The 18,448-nt window shown below is 68.9% G+C and carries 15 protein-coding genes and 1 tRNA gene; 9 read left to right on the forward strand and 7 right to left on the reverse strand.

The features are described from left to right. Positions 1-83: 83 nt before the first annotated feature. Together O7635_RS15610 and O7635_RS15615 are read left to right on the forward strand one after the other, a co-directional pair. Positions 84-497, forward strand: a complete 414-nt coding sequence (locus O7635_RS15610; RefSeq protein WP_278081149.1) for a hypothetical protein — start codon at positions 84-86, stop codon at positions 495-497. Beyond that, a complete protein-coding gene (locus tag O7635_RS15615; RefSeq protein WP_278081150.1) occupies positions 494-859 on the forward strand; it encodes a hypothetical protein in 366 nt (121 codons plus the stop codon). Before O7635_RS15610 ends, O7635_RS15615 begins: the two co-directional genes overlap by 4 nt. A gap of 81 nt (positions 860-940) precedes the next feature. On the opposite strand, the gene O7635_RS15620 is transcribed toward O7635_RS15615, so the two are convergent. Beyond that, a complete protein-coding gene (locus O7635_RS15620; protein ID WP_278081151.1) occupies positions 941-1,777 on the reverse strand; it encodes an excalibur calcium-binding domain-containing protein in 837 nt (278 codons plus the stop codon). A gap of 359 nt (positions 1,778-2,136) precedes the next feature. Beyond that, entirely contained in the window at positions 2,137-2,838 is a 702-nt protein-coding gene (locus O7635_RS15625) for a hypothetical protein (protein WP_278081152.1), read from the reverse strand. A gap of 1,344 nt (positions 2,839-4,182) precedes the next feature. On the opposite strand from O7635_RS15625, the gene O7635_RS15630 reads away from it, so the two are divergent. Beyond that, positions 4,183-4,353, forward strand: coding sequence for a hypothetical protein (locus tag O7635_RS15630; RefSeq protein ID WP_278081153.1), 171 nt, complete (start codon positions 4,183-4,185; stop codon positions 4,351-4,353). 592 nt (positions 4,354-4,945) lie between these two features. Here O7635_RS15630 and O7635_RS15635 read toward each other — a convergent pair. The 4 genes from O7635_RS15635 to O7635_RS15650 form a co-directional block, all read right to left on the reverse strand. Next, positions 4,946-5,017: transfer RNA gene (locus tag O7635_RS15635), tRNA-Arg, on the reverse strand. Between the two features lie 652 nt (positions 5,018-5,669). Beyond that, positions 5,670-6,320 carry a winged helix-turn-helix domain-containing protein gene (locus O7635_RS15640; protein WP_278081154.1) on the reverse strand — a complete coding sequence of 217 codons (651 nt, stop codon included), beginning with the start codon at positions 6,318-6,320 and terminating at the stop codon, positions 5,670-5,672. 46 nt (positions 6,321-6,366) lie between these two features. Further along, the gene (locus O7635_RS15645; RefSeq protein WP_278081155.1) at positions 6,367-7,017 is read right to left on the reverse strand and encodes a DUF305 domain-containing protein; all 651 of its coding nucleotides are present in this window, start codon (positions 7,015-7,017) and stop codon (positions 6,367-6,369) included. A 4-nt stretch (positions 7,018-7,021) separates the two neighbouring features. Next, positions 7,022-7,840, reverse strand: a complete 819-nt coding sequence (locus O7635_RS15650; protein ID WP_278081156.1) for a DUF3105 domain-containing protein — start codon at positions 7,838-7,840, stop codon at positions 7,022-7,024. A 96-nt stretch (positions 7,841-7,936) separates the two neighbouring features. On the opposite strand from O7635_RS15650, the gene argS reads away from it, so the two are divergent. The 3 genes from argS to O7635_RS15665 are packed head-to-tail and all read left to right on the forward strand — an operon-like array spanning position 7,937 to position 12,296. After that, positions 7,937-9,601 (forward strand): arginine--tRNA ligase, encoded by a 1,665-nt coding sequence (gene argS, locus O7635_RS15655; protein WP_278081157.1) that lies wholly within the window; start codon positions 7,937-7,939, stop codon positions 9,599-9,601. A gap of 8 nt (positions 9,602-9,609) precedes the next feature. After that, positions 9,610-10,995, forward strand: coding sequence for a diaminopimelate decarboxylase (gene lysA / locus O7635_RS15660; RefSeq protein WP_278081158.1), 1,386 nt, complete (start codon positions 9,610-9,612; stop codon positions 10,993-10,995). A gap of 8 nt (positions 10,996-11,003) precedes the next feature. Further along, positions 11,004-12,296, forward strand: a complete 1,293-nt coding sequence (locus tag O7635_RS15665; RefSeq protein ID WP_278081159.1) for a homoserine dehydrogenase — start codon at positions 11,004-11,006, stop codon at positions 12,294-12,296. Here O7635_RS15665 and O7635_RS15670 read toward each other — a convergent pair. Further along, positions 12,293-12,775, reverse strand: a complete 483-nt coding sequence (locus tag O7635_RS15670; RefSeq protein WP_278081160.1) for a tetratricopeptide repeat protein — start codon at positions 12,773-12,775, stop codon at positions 12,293-12,295. The two genes, O7635_RS15665 and O7635_RS15670, sit on opposite strands and share 4 nt — an antisense overlap. A 73-nt stretch (positions 12,776-12,848) precedes the next feature. Between O7635_RS15670 and O7635_RS15675 the strand changes: the two genes are divergently transcribed. The 3 genes from O7635_RS15675 to O7635_RS15685 all read left to right on the forward strand — a co-directional run bounded on the left by O7635_RS15675 (position 12,849) and on the right by O7635_RS15685 (position 18,432). Then, positions 12,849-13,832, forward strand: coding sequence for a DUF5937 family protein (locus O7635_RS15675; RefSeq protein WP_278081161.1), 984 nt, complete (start codon positions 12,849-12,851; stop codon positions 13,830-13,832). Between the two features lie 162 nt (positions 13,833-13,994). Next, positions 13,995-15,044 (forward strand): threonine synthase, encoded by a 1,050-nt coding sequence (gene thrC, locus O7635_RS15680; protein ID WP_278081163.1) that lies wholly within the window; start codon positions 13,995-13,997, stop codon positions 15,042-15,044. A gap of 109 nt (positions 15,045-15,153) precedes the next feature. Beyond that, positions 15,154-18,432: an efflux RND transporter permease subunit gene (locus O7635_RS15685; protein ID WP_278081164.1), complete on the forward strand. Its 3,279-nt coding sequence runs from the start codon at positions 15,154-15,156 to the stop codon at positions 18,430-18,432. Positions 18,433-18,448: the final 16 nt, after the last annotated feature.

Raw genomic sequence — 18,448 nt, forward strand, 5'->3', positions numbered from 1 at the left:
GGCCGAACCCTGGCGGGGAACAGGTCGCCTGTTGCCGCCTAAGGGGCTGTTGCCGCTGGCATCGACGCGACTAGCGTTCGTCCATGTCCTCGCTGCTCCAAGAAATCGCAGATTTTTGGGACCACCATGTCGCCGACTGGCTCGCAGGCGCAGATCCGATGGCGGCGCCGTTGCCGGCCTGGTACAGCAGCTACACAGGAAGCGGTCCGGGCACGCCCAGCCGCGACGGCTTCCCCGAGCCCTACATCGGAGATCTGCGCGGGACCAGCACGCGGCCGCGGATGGTCGTGCTCGGCCTCAACCCCGGCGCCTACCAGCCGCCGTTCCAATCCCGTGACGGAATCTTCGCCAAGCACATCCAACGGCTCGGCTCGTACAGCGCCTGGAGTAGCACCGGGCCGTACACGGCGGCGAGTGGGACGCGACGATGGGACCTAACCTCTTCCACCGTTCCCGCGTCCGCTTCGCGCGCAACTGGCTCGGCGATCCCCGAGTGAGCTTCGCAGACCTGCTCATCATGGAGCTTTACCCGTGGCACTCCACCTCGATCACTGCGCCGATGGCACCGCCACCTGAAGTGATCGACCGCTTCGTATGGCAGCCGATCGCGGACATCAACGTCACCGACGTGTTCGCGTTCGGTCGGCCATGGCAGGCAGTCGCGGAACGACTCGGCCTGCCGTTGACCGCCTCGCTGGGCGCGGGAGGTCACCCGTATGGATCAGGTGTAGCCAGCCGAGCCGTACGTACCTACGCCCTGCCGTCAGACCAAAGGCTCGTCATTGAGTGGCACGCTGGCAGCGCCGGCCCGCCCAGCGCTGCGGAGACCACACTCTTGCGGCGAGCACTCGACCCCTAGCTGTCCAACACCGAATAGCTTAGGTATGGCTGCCGGTCGGCAGCGGGATAGCGAGCGCGCCCCGGTGTGGCCAGATGACCGTCAGGCCGGGCGCCACTGCCCGCAGCCCTCGGCGTGGAAGGCGAAGTCGGTTGATTTGATGGTCACCTCGACGCGTCGGGCGCTGGTCACGAACCTATTGGCAATGATGTCGCTGGTCTTGGTCTGCCGCTCCCAGTAGCAACCCTTCACGTCCGTGACGACGTAGGTGCCTGGCTTGATGTCTTCTCCGACGAGGAAGGTGCCGTCGTTAAATATCCGTCCGTCGTTGGCTAGCTGCGCGTCCGCCCGGCTTCGCTTGACGGCTTGACGCCACTCTCCGGCCTGCGGGTGTGTGGGGCACAGGGTGAGCGCGCCGTTGATCTCTGGGATCTGTTCGTTGCTGGCGGTGAAGCCGGGTGAGGCGTAGACCTCGTCAGGATCGTTGGCGGCGCAGATGGTGTAAAGCGTTGCGACGTCGCCGTCCCTGTACTTGGCGGTCTTGTAGGCGGCTTTCTCCAGGGCCGTGGTTGGGACGACGGTGGCATGGGCTTCGCAGGAACGTGCTCTGGCTGACCATGGCGCAGCGAAGCTCGGTCTACCTGCGTTGTCTGTCGCGATGGTGTAGCTACCACCCTGCAGGAAGTCGTCGTCCGTGTAGCACTCGATGTAGATGGGAGCTCTCGCCGGCGCCAGAGCGGCCGAGGTTGGTGTCGGGGGCGAGGTGACAGTCGCCTTGCACGCCTCCCCGTCTTCGTCTAAGTCGAGGCCGCGACGGTAACCGGGTGCTCCGCTGCGGAGTGGCACGGCACCGGCCTTCTCGGCTTCGTCGCAGCTATCGAAATACACGGCAGATGGGCCCGACTCGGCTGTGTCTGCCTCAGGCAGCGTGACCACCACGACGCCAGCGACCGCGAGAGCGAGGACTATTGCACCTGTGATGGACCATAGCCGTGGGGCACGTCGGACAGCCGCTAACAGCTGGTCGAGCCAGGGCAAGAACATGAGAACAAACCTCGAAACATCGCAGCAGGTGATGAGCTCAAAGCGTTCAGCTGGTTCCCGAGTATTTCCGAACCGACAGCCAGACCGCAGGCACTCACCCGTTAGCGCGACGTCACGGACGTCCGAGCCCTAGTCCGGCACGGTGCCATGATCGCCGGCACATCGTGTTTCTAGGTCCAGTGCCAGGATTCGGACAGACGCCGGCCGGACGCCAGCTAAATCTACATGATGCCGTCGGGTCGCATGCCCAAACGTTATCTAGGCACGAGTTGCCAAGCACGTACAATTGCGTTCGACCCGCGAAGGCTCATGACGCACGCAACACAAAAAAGTACGCCAACTGCCGCGGCTGTTCCGGCGACTTGCAAATAATATTTATCCGCGGCGTCAATGTCGTCGGAAACTAACGTCCCGGCTATCCCCAATAGAGCTATCATGGTGAACCCGATGACCGGGAGGGTCAGAACCAGACCGGCGGCCCAAAGTCCACGGTAACTCAGAAAGATAAACAACGCTGCGAGCGCGACATATACCCCTGAAACCCAGTCCATTGACAGTGCGCTTTGAGGAGACCCCACCTCCAACACCTCGAACCGGTTCGTCACAATCAGTTGGTCTATGCGCGCTTTGCGTTCGGCGTCGTCGTCAAACAGAACCGAGAAGAAGTTTCCGATCACGTACGTCATGTAGACGACGAGCAGTTGGGCAAGAACGACCAGGGTGGTTATGGCAATGGAAGCGGCCACACGTGCTGGCCCGTTCCGTTTGGCAGCGGCGGTCGCTCTAGACCAACCAGCTGGGACCGTTCGAGCTACCACTGCAGCTTGACGCAATGGCCCAATCCAGGATTGGATCATGAATGCCAGCGCGACCATGAAGATAATCGCGCTATTGACGCCTAGATACTCAAGCACCTTCTTGAGCACCGCATCAAACTGCAGCTCACCCGGATCCATGGAAGCCCAAGCGTTGTCGGAGCGGACGGCATAGCTACGCCGGCGAACCGTACCACCATCGGAAGCTGGTCGGTCTATCTCATTACTGACAGCACGCCGATCGTGTCACACGCTGTCCCCAAGACTTCCGTTGCCGGTAATCCCTGGGAGATCAACGCGCGCAGGTGCCATCACGCCGCGCTACGGCGGTTTGCGCCCTGGCCGAATGCCGGTCGCAAGCTTGGGATTAGTGGCCGACGGTTCGTTCCTGCGCCTTGATCGCGTTACGGCTGAGGATTTGACGGGCGGCGTGGTTGCGAGGGACCTTACTGCAACGACTCAGGCGCTCTCGTTACGGAGACCGTGCCCGCCACCACTGTCGAGGGGCCACGGCCGGACAGCTGATGGAGACTTGGCTAGTCGGCCCTCTTGACCTTGGACATCAAACTTCACACTGGCAGAGGCTGCTCGCAAATCTGGCCCAGGGGCTTCACCCTAGCCCCACGTCGTGAGTACTGCAGCCTTGGCCGGGAGTCAGGTCGAGGTCGATGGGTTGCCGGCCTGGCGATTGAGGCGAACACCCGCACAAATCGGGTAGGCATAAAGAGGCGTTTTTGGCGAGTGAGAGGCGATCGCATGGCATGCGCTTGGTGCGGCACTCTACTAAGAGCACAGATCGTCCCGGGCTACTACCAATGCCTCGGCACTATCATGCGACCCGTGCCGACGATGACCGGCGTGGGCGTTGCAATGATTCACCAGCCCACGCCCTGCGGAAATCGATACCACCTAGACATTCCTGGGGTCAAGTCTGCAATTTGCGGCTGCGGCAATCGCGCTGTCGCAGCGTGCGCCGAATGCACAAAATGGACGTGCCAATCATGCAGGGACGCTGGGGTGGATGGAAAGTGTTCTTCGTGCCTCCGAGAGGCAGAGCGGGTAGCTGCAAGCGCGGCACTCGAAGAGCGGAAACGAACCCTTGCGTCGCTCTCACAGGTAGTCGATCCGATCGAGAGGCTGTTGCGGACTGCGGCGTATCTTCATCCTCCGATCTACGTTCCGATGGGCCGAGGTGAAATCATTGATTCAACCTCCCCCGATGTATACCGGGATCTTGCAACTGTATGCCCCGATATCCCGCGTCCGGTAGCCCTTGCATATCAGTCTCCATACGAACGTATTCGAGGAGACCATCCTGATAAGGTGCCGTGGAACTCCGAGCGCGTGGCACGTTGGTTCGCCGGGCGTGCTGGATCTGGCGGAATTGTGCCAAAGTCGTACCTGGTTCGAGGTCGCGTCCTCAAGACACGCTTGCCGTGTTGGGAAATCAGTCGAGGTAGCACCCATCGCGAGAAGGGATACTCGGTGACCGCCTACATTCTTCCTGATGGAAACGTCCTACGGGTCACCAAGGGCAAGACCGTTCACAGGGTGGTCAGAGGAAGGCCAATTATCGAGCACGTGGCGATAGAGGTGGGCACGACCGCCCTGAATCTAGTAGCACTCTCGTTTATGGCACGCATCCTCAAGTTCTGACTCTGCGAGATTGCCTGGGGCCGAGCTGCTGAGCTGTGAGCTGAACAGCTCGGCGCCACCGGTGGACCGGTCGTATAGCTGGTGGCGACTTCGCCGTCCTCCAGAAAAACATTGCAACGCGCTGTTGAGCGAACTGCTGGCCGGCGTAGCGCGGGTCGCTCGGATGTGCCGCCCTGTCAGGATTCTTGGAGCGGACGTCCACGCTCTTGAACGGCACCGAGCATGCCCGTCCTCAAGACTGTCGTCGGTGAAGCGGTCCCATCGGGTTAGCAGCGCGCTCGCCCCACGTTGGCTACTTCGGTTGGTACACCATAAGGACAGTTATGCGTGCGTCGACCGACCTCCTAGGTGGTGTTGATCGACTACCGCCGTGGCTTCCCGAAGGTGCGCTTGCCATGTGCGGGCAAGGTCACCAAATGCGAGGGTGCTTGCTTGGTTGAACTGCCCAGGAGCAAGCGCCCGGCGCAGCTTGCGCTGGCGAGTGCTAGGCGACCCGAGGTGAACGGCGGGAGTGACCACCGGCGTGGGGTCTGGGGCTCGGTCCCAGGGAGGAATCAGCACAACTTCTTGCTCGCTCGCGAGGAAGAAGTTGTGCCCCCGGCAGGATTCGAACCTGCGCTCCCGCCTCCGGAGGGCGGTGCTCTATCCCCTGAGCTACGGGGGCTCAGCGACCGAGAAAGAGTAGCAGGGATCCCACCCGTGGCGTGCGGGGCACCCGGGTCGGGTCGTGACATGGGGTCCGAGCTGCGGGGGAAGCTGTCCCTTCAGCGGATGCGCCGGGTATCAGCCGCCGAGAAGCATGTGTCGTCCGGGCACGTAAGGAGGCTGGAGGATCATGCGTTGGCGGCCAACCCTGGCACTCGCTGTGGCGGCGAGCGGGTCTGCGCTGCTGTCCGGGCCTGCGCTGGCCTCGTCCGCGGAGTCTCCGGCGCACGCCGCGGTCGTGCGGCAGGTTGAGCCGCGTCAGGCGGTGCCGGTCTCCGTGGTGAGGCGCCGCGACGGTGTTCTGCCGACGGCCACCGCGGTTGTGCCAGCGTCCGCTCCGGGGACCGGTGGTGGCGACGGTGGCGGCGGGGACGCCGGCATGGCGGTCGGCGTCGTGCTCTTGATCGGGGTCGGCCTGATCGCCGCCGCGGTGGCCCTCATCGGTCTTCGTGGCCGACGCGACACGGCAGACCTTTAGGGCCTGCCCGGGAAGCCGGGCCAGAACTTCGTCGGGTCGGGCGGCGACCGAACGCGTCCTGCGGGGGCGCTGGGTCCTCGACCAACACGCAGGAGCTGCGTCCTCGCACGCCATAGCGCCGCCCCGATAGCGCTCAACGGCGCTCGCAGCTGGGCATCGGGTGCAGCACCACCCGGGGCGGGAGCCGGCGGGGGAGCTGCCAGCTCGCCCATGATCCGTCCACGATGGCGTGGGTCGTTCGGCCTGAGCCGACGAGAGCCAGGAAATCCCAGGGGAGCGTCGCCGACGGGCCGCCGGGGGCGATCATGAAGGCTACCCGCTGACGGCCCTCCGGGCCCGAGACCGCCGTCACCACGTCGGCCGCGGGAGAGATCCCGCACAGCCGCGTCCGACCGACGAAAGCCACCTCAGCCCGATGCGCCGCCGCCTTCCCGGCGATCACCGGATAGGTCGTCTCCAGCCAGTCGGCCACCGCCCCCGCGCACATCCGGCAGGCCCGGTCCGCGGGCGCACGCACACCAGCACCCCAACTGGCCAGCAACCGTGTCACCCGCAGCGGGGGCAGCGCCACGTCCAAGAGGCTGAGCGCCAACGCCCGCACCGACCGCCGCGTCCATAGCTCCCCAGGGAAACCGCCCCGGATGGCGTCGATAAGGGCGACTTCCTGGGCACGGCTGAGAATGGCGAGCCGTCGCGGGCCGGCGGCCAGAGCCCCGTCACCGCCGATGCGCTCGCGGCGGCACCAGCTCAGCGCCGAGCTACGCGGGTCGAGAAGGGCCCCCATGCCAACTCAACGACGCACCACCACGGAAAGTAACCAACAAACTACGCTAAGCACCGATCTTGGTGATGATCTGCTGGATGAACTCCAGCTCCGCCTTCTGGTTGTTGACCATCGACTGGGCGAGCCACGACACGTCCGGCTCGCTGGTCTCGGCCAGCACGCCCTCGGCCATGTGGATGCCGCCCAGGTGGTGCTGCTGCATCAGCTTCATATAGAGGGTGTCGAACTCGTGCCCGGAGAGCGCCCGCAGCCGCGTCATGTCGGCCGCGCTGGCCATGCCCGGCATCCGGCCGTCCTGCAGCAGCGCCGCGCCGTCCTTCATCCAGCTCATCGGCGGCCGGTGCCCCGTCGGATCCAGGCCCCACTCGCGCAGCCAGGTCTGCATCATGCCGATCTGGGCCTGCTGGGCCTGGACGATCTCGCCGGCCAGCAGCCGTAGCTCCGGATCGACACCCTTGTCGAGCGCCAGCATCGACATCTCGACGGCCTGCGCGTGGTGCGACGACATGTCGCGGGCGAAGCCCGCCTCCACCGAATCCTCGCCGGGGTGGCTGCGCGAGTGCGCGAACCACCCCGCACCGAAGACCGCTACGAGCACCAGCACGGCGGCCACCGCGGCTACCGCGAACGTCAGCGGCGAACGCCGCCGCGACTCCGGCGGCGCCACATCAAGGGAGGCGTCGTACGTGGTGCTCATGAAATCACTGCCCCTGGGGCTGCTGCTGAAGCTCCCGGGGGGTCGTCCCGGTCGCGGTGACGCCGCCGGAGCAGCCGACACCCGGCTCCTGCGTGGCGTTGACCCGAAGCGCGCGGATGAACTCGTCGATCCGCTCGTCGCTCGCGTTGTCGACCTTGAGCTGGTAGCCCCAGGCCTGCAGCGAGATCGGCTTGTCGAGACCCGGGAAGGGGCTCATCATCGTGAACTCCTGGCCCTGGATCTTGGAGGCCAGCGCGTCGACCTGGTCCTTGGGCAGATCTGGCTTGTACGTGATCCAGACCGCGCCGTGCTCGAGGCTGTGCACCGCGTTCTCGTTGGCGATCTGCGCGTCGTAGACGTTGCCCATGCAGTTCTGCCAGCTCACGTTGTGGTCGCCGGCGACCGGGGGCGTCACCGAATATTGGATCGAGCCGCTCTTGTGCGAGCGGGTGTTGACTAGCGTCGGGTCGCTCTTGTGGAAGTCGGAGATCCCCGAGATGCCCTCGGCCCGGTCCTTCCAGTCCTTGGGGCCGGCCGCGACGGCGTAGATGCCGTAGCCGATGATCGCCGCGGCGATCACACCGACCGCCACGAACAGCCCGATCGGGCCCCAGTTGCGGCCCTGGCTGACCTTGACCGGCGTGATCGGCTTGCGGGGCCGGCCGCCACCGCCGCCCTTGCCCCCACCGGATGGGCGGCCACCGCCACCACCGGGCCGGGAGCCGCGCGCGGCGGGAGGACGGCCGGCGCCGGCCGTGGCCTTCTTGGCGGCGGGCGGCGCGGTCTGACGGCTCGAGTCGCCGGCCGGAGTGCTGATGCTCATGGTGCCTCGTCAGTTCGGTCGGTGATGGGGGGATGCATCATCGGGCGCGCAGGGTCGCCACCGAGTGACAGAGTCTACCCCCGCTAGCATGGATCAGTGACTCCCGCCAACCTCGCCGAGGTCGTGCTCGCCGCCGCCCGTGCCGTCTTCACCGCGCGCGGCCTCGACCCGACCGTTCTCCCCGCGAGCACGGCGGTCGAGCGTCCCCGCAACCCCGAGCACGGCGACTACGCCTCCACGCTGGCACTACAGCTCGCCAAGAAGATCGGCGTGGCGCCCCGCGAGCTGGCCGCGGAGCTCGCCGACGAACTCAGCCGATTCACAGGTATCAAATCGGTAGAGATCGCGGGTCCGGGCTTCCTCAACATCCGGCTCGACGCCGCCGCGGCGGGGCAGCTCGCCCGTGTGGTGGTCGAGGCCGGTGAGGCCTACGGGCACAGTGACCGGTTCGCCGGCGAGCGGGTCAACCTCGAGTTCGTCTCGGCCAACCCGACCGGTCCCGTGCACATCGGCGGCGTCCGCTGGGCCGCCGTTGGCGACGCGCTCAGCCGCCTGCTGCGCGCCACCGGGGCCGACGTCACCACCGAGTACTACTTCAACGACGCCGGCTCGCAGATCAACCGGTTCGCCCGGTCGCTGCGCGCCGCCGCCCGCGACGAGCCGACGCCGGAGGACGGCTACCCCGGCGACTACATCCGCGAGATCGCCGACGCGGTCGTCAAGGAGCACCCCGACGCGCCGAACGAGCCCGAGGCGCAGAGCCTGGAGACCTTCCGGGTGGCCGGCGTCAACATCATGTTCGACGAGATCAAGTCGTCGCTGGCGGACTTCGGCGTGCACTTCGACGTCTACCTCAACGAGAAGCAGCTCCACGACGCGGGCGAGCTCGACCTGGCGCTGGAGCGGCTGCGGGCGGTGGGGCACGTCTTCGAGGCCGACGGCGCGGTGTGGCTGCGCACCACCGACTTCGGTGACGACAAGGACCGGGTGCTGCGCAAGTCCGACGGCGACTGGACCTATTTCGCCGGCGACTGCGCCTACTACCTCGACAAGCGCGAGCGTGGCTTCGACCGGGTGGTCATCATGCTCGGCGCCGACCACCACGGTTACGTCGGCCGCATGCGGGCGATGGCCGCGTGCTTCGGCGACGACCCCGACGCCACCCTCGAGATCCTCATCGGACAGTTGGTCAACCTCGTCGAGAACGGCGAGCCCGTACGCATGGCCAAGCGCGCCGGCAACGTCCTGACGCTGGAGGACCTCGTCGACCGGATCGGCGTCGACGCCGCCCGCTATGCGCTGGCCCGCTATTCCAGCGACTCGCCCATCGACATCGACGTCGACGTCTGGACGCGGTCCACAAGGGACAACCCCGTCTACTACGTCCAATATGTCGCCGCCCGCACCGCCAGCGTCAACCGCAACGCGGCCGACGTCGGGCTGACCCGCGGCGACAGCGAGGCGTTCCACCCCGAGCTGCTCGACCACGAGAAGGAGCTCGAGCTGCTCAAGTCGTTGGGCGACTACCCGGCCGTGGTCACCACCGCGGCCGAGCTGCGCGAACCCCACCGGGTGGCGCGCTACCTCGAGGACCTGGCCGGCGACTACCACCGGTTCTATGACAACTGCCGGATCCTGCCCCGTGGCGACGAGGAGATCACCGACACGCACCGCGCGCGGCTGTGGCTCAACGACGCCACCCGCACGGTCATCGCCAACGGGCTGGGGCTGCTCGGCGTCACCGCACCTGAACGGATGTAACAGGAACCATGAGGGCGCACGAAGCCGGCGCGCTGCACGGCGAGCTCGGCAATCGGGGACCGGCCTGGCTGCGTACCCCTGACGATGTCAACGCGTTGGTGCCGCAGCTCTGGCCGCGTGGGGTGAGCCGCGACGCCGCCGGCGCGCTGACGGTCGCGGGGCTCGGCATCGAGGAGATCCGAGGCGAATACGGCACACCGGCGTACGTGCTGGACGAGGACGACCTCCGGGCCAGGGCGCGCGAGTTCCGGGCGGCGTTCGCCGGCCACGACGTCTACTACGCCGGCAAGGCGTTCCTGTGCCGGGCCGTGGTGCGGGCGATCGCCGAGGAGGGCCTGTTCCTCGACGTCTGCACGGGTGGCGAGCTCGCGACCGCGCTCTCGGCCGGGATGCCGCCGGAGCGGATCGGCTTCCACGGCAACAACAAGTCCCCGGCCGAGCTCGAGCGGGCGGTCGACGCGCGGGTCGGCCGGATCATCGTCGACTCGTTCGACGAGATCGACCGGCTCACCGCGCTGGCCCGCGACAAGCAGATCCGCCAACCGGTGCTCGTACGGGTGACCGTCGGCGTCGAGGCGCACACCCACGAGTTCATCGCCACCGCGCACGAGGACCAGAAGTTCGGCTTCTCGGTCGGCGGGGGAGCGGCGTTCAAAGCGGTCTGCAAGATCCTCGACGACGACGTGCTCGACCTGCGCGGCCTGCACTCCCACATCGGCTCGCAGATCTTCGACGCCAGCGGCTTCGAGGTGGCCGCGCGGCGCGTGCTGGCCCTGCAGGCCCAGATCCGCGACGCGCGCGGCATCGAGCTGCCCGAGATCGACCTCGGTGGCGGCTTCGGCATCGCGTACACCACGCAGGACGATCCGGCCGCGCCCGCCGACCTGGCCGAGCGCATGATCAAGATCGTCGACGACGAGTGTGCGGCGCGCGACCTGGCGACGCCCAAGCTGTCGGTCGAGCCCGGCCGGGCCATCGTCGGTCCCGCCATGTTCACGCTGTACGAGGTCGGCACCGTCAAGGACGTCGACGGCCTGCGCACCTACGTCAGCGTCGACGGCGGGATGAGCGACAACATCCGGACCGCGTTGTACGACGCGTCCTACTCGGCGACGGTCGCTGGCCGCGCCTCCACCGCCGACCCGATCCTTGCCCGGGTGGTGGGAAAACATTGTGAGTCCGGGGACATCGTGGTGAAGGATGAATTCCTGCCCGCTGACGTGCAGCCCGGAGATCTTCTCGCAGTGCCCGGCACCGGCGCCTACTGCCGGAGCATGGCGAGCAACTACAACCACGTGCCCCGGCCGCCGGTGATCGCGGTCCGCGACGGCCAGGCACGGGTGATCGTCCGGCGGGAGACCGAAGCCGACCTCCTGGCATTGGATGTGGGATGAGTAAGAGCGTGCGTCTGGCTTTGCTCGGTTGCGGCACCGTCGGCTCGGAGGTCGTACGCCTGCTGCACGAGCAGGCCCCCGACCTGACCGCGCGGGTCGGCGCGCCGCTGGAGATCGCCGGCATCGCCGTGCGCCGCCCGGGCCGTGACCGCGGCGACCTGCCCGTCGACCCGGGGCTGTTCACCACCGACGCGCTGGGCCTGGTCAAGCGCGAAGACGTCGACGTGGTGGTCGAGGTGGTCGGCGGCATCGAGCCGGCCCGCACCTGGCTGGTCGAGGCGCTGCGCGCCGGCAAGAGCGTGGTCACCGCCAACAAGGCGCTGCTGGCCGAGGACGGCGGCACGCTGCACGACGCGGCCACCGACGGCGGCGCCGACCTCTACTACGAGGCCGCGGTCGCCGGCGCGATCCCGCTGCTGCGGCCGCTGCGCGAGTCGCTGCAGGGCGACACGATCAACCGCGTCACCGGCATCGTCAACGGCACGACCAACTTCATCCTCTCGGCCATGGACACCAGTGGCGCCGGCTTCGAGGAGGCCCTGGAGGAGGCGACCGCGCTCGGCTACGCCGAGGCCGACCCGACCGCCGACGTCGAGGGCTTCGACGCCGCGGCCAAGGCCTCGATCCTGGCCTCGCTGGCCTTCCACACCCGGGTCGGCGCGGCCGACGTCTATCGGGAGGGCATCACCGCGGTGACCGCCCGCGACGTGGCCAGCGCCAAGCAGATGGGCTGCACGATCAAGCTCCTCTGCATCGCCACCCGGGCTGTCGACGGCGACGGGAAGTCGTCGGTCAGCGTCCGCGTGCACCCCGCGATGATCCCGCGCAGCCACCCGCTGGCCAGCGTCGGCGACGCGTTCAACGCGGTCTTCGTCGAGGCCGAGGCGGCCGGCCAGCTGATGTTCTACGGCCGGGGCGCGGGCGGCGCGCCGACGGCCAGCGCGGTGCTCGGCGACATCGTCGCGGTGGCCCGCAACCACCTGGCCGGCACCCGCGCGGCCAGCGAGTCGAACTACGCGGCGCTGCCGATCCGCCCGATGGGCGAGGCGGTCACCCGCTACCACGTCAGCCTCGATGTCGCCGACCGCGCCGGCGTGCTGGCCACGGTCGCCGGCATCTTCGCCAAACACGACGTCTCGATCGCGACGGTCCGCCAGTCCGGCCGCGGCGACGACGCGGTCCTGGTGATCGTCACCCACGGCGCGCCGGACGCGGCGCTGGCGGCCACGGTCGACGAGCTCCGCGGCTTGGACATCGTCCGCGCCATCGCCAGCGTCCTGCGCGTCGAGGGCGCCGTCTAAGCGACCAGGGTTTGGGCGTAGTTGCCCAGCGACCGCTGATACCGCGGCAGGTGCGGAGCCAGCGCGGCGAGGGCGAGGGAGGCGGCCTCCCGCTCCCGGCCTGCCTCGACCAGCGCGAGGGCCAGGAACCCGGCGACCGCGTCGTCGAGCTCGTCGCTGCCGGCGTCGCGTTCGGCGGTGAGCAGCGCGACGCTCTCCTCGACCCGCCCGACGTTGCGCAGCGAGCTGGCGAGCTGGATCACCGCGCGCCGGCGCCGGATCCCGGTCAGGCCGACCGCGAGCGCCTCCCGGTAGAGCGGCACCGCCCGGTCGGAGTGCCCGGTCGAGTCCCAGGCGCAGGCCCGCTCGAACAGCCCGACCGCGCTGCCCGACGGCAGCTCGTCGGCGAGGGCGCCGATCAGGCGTACGAACTCGTCCTCGGTGTGGTCGTCCAGCTCGGCCCAGGCGGCGGCGACGCGGCGTTCCCAGTCTTTGTGCATGGGGCACACGGTGCGCTGCTCGCTAGACTGGGCGCCACTGATTCGGCCGAAGCCGAATCTTCGAAAGGACACCATGGCGGCCACCCTGCGGTTCAGCGCCGCCGACCTGCTGCGGTGCCGCTTCGCGATCTCGCCCGCGTTCGAGACCCTGTCGGCGATCCGCCTGACGCTGCCGGCCGAGTCCCCCGGCCAGCACCAGCCGTGGCTGGCCGGCCTCACCGACAGGCTCGACCTGCGGCCGATCACGCTGCTGCAGCCCCGGCGCGGCTACACGCCGGACTTCCTGTCGCCGCCGCCGACCGGCCCGCACGCCACCTTCGACGACGACCTGGCCCGGATCGCCGCCACCCCGCCCGACCGGGTGGCGGCGGAGATCGCCCGATCGCTGGCCGACACGCCCGGCGCGGCGGACTCCGCGACGGGCCGTCTCCTGCGCGGCGACCCGGCCGAGGTCCTGGCCACGCTGACCGATTTGATCCGCGCCGCCTGGCACGAACTGGTCGAGCCCGTGTGGCCGCGGGTCCGGGCGCTGCTCGACGCCGACGTGGGCTTCCAGACTCGGCGGCTCGCCGAGGGCGGGCTGGACCGGCTGTTCGCGGAACTGCATCCGAGCCTGCGCTGGCACGACCACACGCTGATCAGGGCGCACGGCGACGACGACCACCGCGACCTCGCCGGCGCCGGGCTCGTGCTGATGCCCAGCGCGTTCAAGTGGGACCAGGTGGTCGTCGTGCTCGACGAGCCGTGGCAGCCGACCGTGATCTATCCGGCCCGCGGCACCGGCGGCCTGTGGCAGCCGGCGCCCGGCCCGGCCGACGCCGCCCTGGGCCGCCTGATCGGGCGTACCCGGGCGGCGTTGTTGATCGGCCTGACCGAGCCCGCCACCACGACCACGCTCGCCCACCGGCACGCCCTGGCCCCGGCCACGGTCTCGGAACACCTCACGGTCCTGCGCGACGCGGGTTTCGTGGTGGGCGAACGTCACCGCCACGAGATCCGCTACCGCCGCACAGACCTGGGCGCCGCCGTCGTCAACGGGACCGGCGCACGAAGGTGAGAAGCAAGGCATTCAAACGGGAGTACGGCCTGTCGCCCCGCGAGCGGCGGGCCCAGCGCGGCTGAACCGCGATCCCGAGCGGTGGAAATCGGCGGCCCGGCGGATGAAGATCACTTAGCGTGTGCCTACGCTGGCGGTGACGGATCTGACGAGGAGATCGCCATGTGGCGGGGACTGATCGACGCCTACCGGGACCGGTTGCCGGTCACCGACGCGACCCCGGTGGTCACCCTCTATGAGGGCAACACGCCGCTGCTGCCCGCGCCGGTGCTCTCCGCGCGGATCGGGGCCGAGGTCTTCCTCAAGGTCGAGGGGGCCAACCCGACCGGCTCCTTCAAGGACCGCGGCATGACGGTCGCGGTGTCCAAGGCGGTCGAGGCCGGCAACAAGGCGATCATCTGCGCCTCGACGGGCAACACCAGCGCTTCCGCGGCCGCGTATGCCGCCCGGGCCGGGATCACCTGTGCCGTGCTCGTGCCGCAGGGCAAGATCGCGCTGGGCAAGTTGGCGCAGGCGCTGGTGCACGGGGCCAAGCTGCTCCAGGTCGCCGGCAACTTCGACGACTGCCTCGGGCTCGCCTCGAAGCTGGCGGTCGAATACCCGGTCGCGCTGGTCAACTCGGTCAACGTCGACCGGCTGCAGGGGCAGAAGACGGCCGCGTTCGAGGTGGTCGAGGGTCTCGGCGACGCGCCCGACATCCACTGCCTGCCCGTCGGCAACGCCGGCAACATCGCCGCCTACTGGCTCGGTTACCAGGAGGACAAGGACGCCGGGCGGGCGACGCGTACGCCGAAGATGTTCGGTTTCCAGGCCTCCGGCGCCGCGCCGATCGTGACCGGCAGCGTGGTCCGCGAGCCGTCGACGATCGCCACCGCGATCCGGATCGGCAACCCGGCGAGCTGGACCAAGGCGGTCGACGCCCGCGACGAGTCGGGGGGCCTGATCCACGCCGTCACCGACCGGGAGATCCTGGCCGCCTACCGGATGCTGGCCCGCGAGGTCGGCGTCTTCGTCGAGCTCGGCAGCGCCGCCAGCGTGGCCGGCCTGCTGCAGAGCGCCGACGCCGGCCTGATCCCGCGCGGCTCCACCGTCGTCTGCACCGTGACGGGCCACGGCCTCAAGGACCCGGAGTGGGCGATCTCGACGGCGCCGTCGCCGACGACGATCCGCAACGACGTCCTCGTCGCCGCCCGCGCCCTCGACCTCGGCTGAGCGCCGCGGGTTAGGAACGGACCGTTCCTATGCGGAAACCGTTAATAACGGGCCGTTCCTTTGCACCCCGCGCGGCGGGGGCGCAACACGCTAGGCCAAAATCTTCCGCATGTCGCTACTCGCCCGGCTCAGTCTTGCCAACCGGGGCCTCGTCGCGCTGATCGCGGTGGTCGCCACCCTGTTCGGCGTTTTCACCCTGCCCCAGCTCAAGCAGCAGCTCCTGCCCTCGCTGGAGTTTCCGGGCGCGTTCGTCATCGCCGCCTACCCGGGCGCCTCGCCCGAGGTGGTCGAGCAGCAGGTCACCGAGCCGCTGGAGAACAGCATCCAGGGCATCGACGGCCTGAAGAAGGTCACGTCGAGCAGCCGTGAAGGCTCCACGACCGTCCAGGTCGAGTACGAGTTCGGCACCGACCTCGACAACGCCGTCAACCAGATGCAGACGGCGATCAACCGGATCCGCCCGCAGCTGCCCGACGACGTCGACCCGACGGTCTTCGCCGGCAGCACCGACGACCTGCCGGTGCTGGTGCTGGCCGCGACGATCCGCGACGACGAGCGGGCGTTGGCGGATCGGCTGCGCACCCAGGTCGTACCCGAGCTCGAAGGGGTCGACGGCGTCCGCACCGTCAACGTCTCCGGCGCCCGTGAGCAGATCGTGAAGATCACGCCGAACCCGGCCAAGCTCGCCGCGGCCAAGGTCGGCCCGACCGCGATCCCGACCGCGCTCCAGGTCAACGGCGTCACGGTGCCGGGCGGCACGATCAGCGACGCCGACCAGACGTACGCCGTGCAGACCGGCGGCCAGATCGACTCGCTCGACGACCTCAAGGGCATCTATCTCCAGGCCGCGCCCGGCAGCCCGCCGGCGAAGCTGGGCGACGTCGCCGACGTGGTCGAGGACCTCGCCCCCGCGACGTCGTTCACCCGCACCAACGGCACGGCCAGCCTGGGCATCGAGATCTTCGGCACGCCCGACAGCAACGCCGTCGAGATCTCCCACGAGGTACGCGACCAGCTGGTCGACCTCGGCAACGCGACCAACACCGAGATCTCCGTGGTGTTCGACCAGGCGCCGTTCGTCGAGAAGTCGATCGACAGCCTGACCACCGAAGGCCTGCTCGGCCTGCTGATGGCCGTGATCGTCATCCTGGTCTTCCTGCTCTCGGTGCGCTCCACGCTGGTCACCGCGGTCTCGATCCCGCTGTCCGTGCTGGTCGCGCTGATCGTGCTGTACCTCGGCGACTACTCGCTCAACCTGCTCACGCTCGGCGCGCTGACCATCGCCGTCGGCCGGGTCGTCGACGACTCGATCGTCGTGCTGGAAAACATCAAACGACATCTCGGGTACGGCGAGAGCAAGCGCACCGCGATCCTCACCGGCGTACGCGAGGTCGCCGGCGCCGTGACCGCGTCGACGCTGACCACCGTGGCCGTCTTCGCGCCGATCGCGCTGGTCGGCGGCTTCGTCGGGCAGCTGTTCGCCCCGTTCGCGATCACCGTGACGGTGGCCCTGCTGGCCTCGCTGCTCGTCTCGCTCACCGTGATCCCGGTGCTGGCCTACTGGTTCCTCAAGCCGGCCGGCGCCGGCGCCGACGAGGAGCGCGTGCGGGTGGAGGCCGAGGCCAAGGAGCGCGACAACCCGCTGCAGAAGGCCTACCTGCCGGTGATCCGGTTCGCCACCGTGCGGCGCTGGACCACGGTCGCCATCGGCCTGCTGGTGCTGATCGGCACGTTCGCGCTGGGCACCAGGCTGGAGACCAACTTCCTCGACGACAGCGGCGGCAACACCCTGTCGATGCAGCAGGAGCTGCCGATCGGCAGCGGCCTGGCGCAGACCGACGCGGCCGCCAAGCAGGTCGAGGGGATCGTGGGCCGCATCGACGGCGTGGAGTCCTACCAGGTCACGGCCGGCGGTTCCGGGCTGCCGTGGGAGGGCGCGGCCGGCGGCCGGACGGCCACCTACTCGCTGACGCTGCGCGAGGGGGTCGAGTCCGAGGACGTCGAGGCGACGCTGCGCGACGAGGTCGCCAAGCTGAGCGACGCCGGCGAGTTCACCTTCGGCAACGGCGGGGCGGCCGAGGCAAACCAGCTCGCTGTCGTGGTCCGGGCCGCCGACCAGGGCACCCTGGCGACCGCGGCCGAGCAGGTGCGGGCCGCGCTGGCCGAGACGCCGGGCGTGGTCGACGTGCAGAGCGGGCTGGCCGACAGCTCGACCCGCTACGACATCACGCTCAACCGGGCGGTGGCCACCTCGTACGGCCTGACCGACGCGTCGGTGGGTCAGCTCGTCGCGGCCGCGATGCGCGGCGCGCCGGCCGGCCAGATCAGCGTCGACGGTCAGCGGGTCGACGTGGTCGTGCAGGCCGGGGTCGCGCCGACCACGGTCGACGAGCTGCGCGCCCTGCCGGTGGGTCCGGTCCGCTGGAACGGCCGCCCGGTGACGCTCGGGATGGTGGCCACGGTGGAGCCCGTCCAGGGCCCGGTGGCGATCGACCGGATCGACGGCGACCGCAGCGTGACCGTCACCGGCACCGCGACCGGCTCCAACCTCGGCAAGACCACCGCCGACCTGACCAAGCGGCTCGACGGGCTGACCCTGCAGGGCGGCGCGAGCTGGGAGATCGGTGGCGTCAGCGCCGACCAGGCCGACGCGTTCCGCCAGCTGATCCTCGCGATGCTGGTCGCGATCGCGATCGTCTTCGTGATCATGGTGGCCACGTTCCGCAGCCTCGTGCAGCCACTGATCCTGCTGGTCTCCGTGCCGTTCGCGGCCACCGGCGCGATCGGGCTGCTGCTGCTGACCGGCACCCCGCTGGGCGTACCGGCGCTGATCGGCATGTTGATGCTCGTCGGCATCGTCGTCACCAACGCGATCGTGCTGATGGACCTGATCAACCAGTACCGCGAGCAGGGCATGAGCGTGCGCGACGCGGTGGTCGAGGGCGGCCGGCGCCGGCTGCGGCCGATCCTGATGACCGCCGTGGCGACGATCTTCGCGCTGCTGCCGATGGCGCTCGGCCTGACCGGCGAGGGCGGCTTCATCTCGCAGCCGCTCGCGGTGGTGGTGATCGGCGGCCTGATCAGCTCGACGCTGCTGACGCTGGTGCTCGTGCCGACGCTCTACACGATGGTCGAGGGCACCAAGGAGCGCCGTCGGCTGCGCAAGGCGGGAGCGGCCGCGAGCCCGGACCCGGCGACCAACGGGCACGCGCCGAAGACCTTCGACGACGTGGCGCCCAACCAGGTCGCCACGCCGGCCGGGTCGCCGCTGCAGCGCACCTCCGACGCGGAGCCCAGCCGGCCGTCGCCGGCGCTGTTCGAGGGCACCGACCAGTTCGAGGTGCTGCGCCTGCCGCGTAACCGGCCCCGGCCGCCGAGCGAGGACTGAGCCGTTCGTAGGTGCG

This window comes from Asanoa sp. WMMD1127 (assembly GCF_029626225.1).
Taxonomy (GTDB): Bacteria; Actinomycetota; Actinomycetes; order Mycobacteriales; family Micromonosporaceae; genus Asanoa.

Bases quoted from the DNA above. Each gene is read 5' to 3' on its own strand.
- O7635_RS15650 (WP_278081156.1), bottom strand. From the start codon at position 7,840: ATGAGCATCAGCACTCCGGCCGGCGACTCGAGCCGTCAGACCGCGCCG.
- O7635_RS15610 (WP_278081149.1), top strand. From the start codon at position 84: ATGTCCTCGCTGCTCCAAGAAATCGCAGATTTTTGGGACCACCATGTC.
- O7635_RS15640 (WP_278081154.1), bottom strand. From the start codon at position 6,320: ATGGGGGCCCTTCTCGACCCGCGTAGCTCGGCGCTGAGCTGGTGCCGC.
- O7635_RS15625 (WP_278081152.1), bottom strand. From the start codon at position 2,838: ATGGATCCGGGTGAGCTGCAGTTTGATGCGGTGCTCAAGAAGGTGCTT.
- thrC (WP_278081163.1), top strand. From the start codon at position 13,995: ATGTGGCGGGGACTGATCGACGCCTACCGGGACCGGTTGCCGGTCACC.
- O7635_RS15675 (WP_278081161.1), top strand. From the start codon at position 12,849: ATGGCGGCCACCCTGCGGTTCAGCGCCGCCGACCTGCTGCGGTGCCGC.
- O7635_RS15685 (WP_278081164.1), top strand. From the start codon at position 15,154: ATGTCGCTACTCGCCCGGCTCAGTCTTGCCAACCGGGGCCTCGTCGCG.
- lysA (WP_278081158.1), top strand. From the start codon at position 9,610: ATGAGGGCGCACGAAGCCGGCGCGCTGCACGGCGAGCTCGGCAATCGG.
- O7635_RS15670 (WP_278081160.1), bottom strand. From the start codon at position 12,775: ATGCACAAAGACTGGGAACGCCGCGTCGCCGCCGCCTGGGCCGAGCTG.
- O7635_RS15645 (WP_278081155.1), bottom strand. From the start codon at position 7,017: ATGAGCACCACGTACGACGCCTCCCTTGATGTGGCGCCGCCGGAGTCG.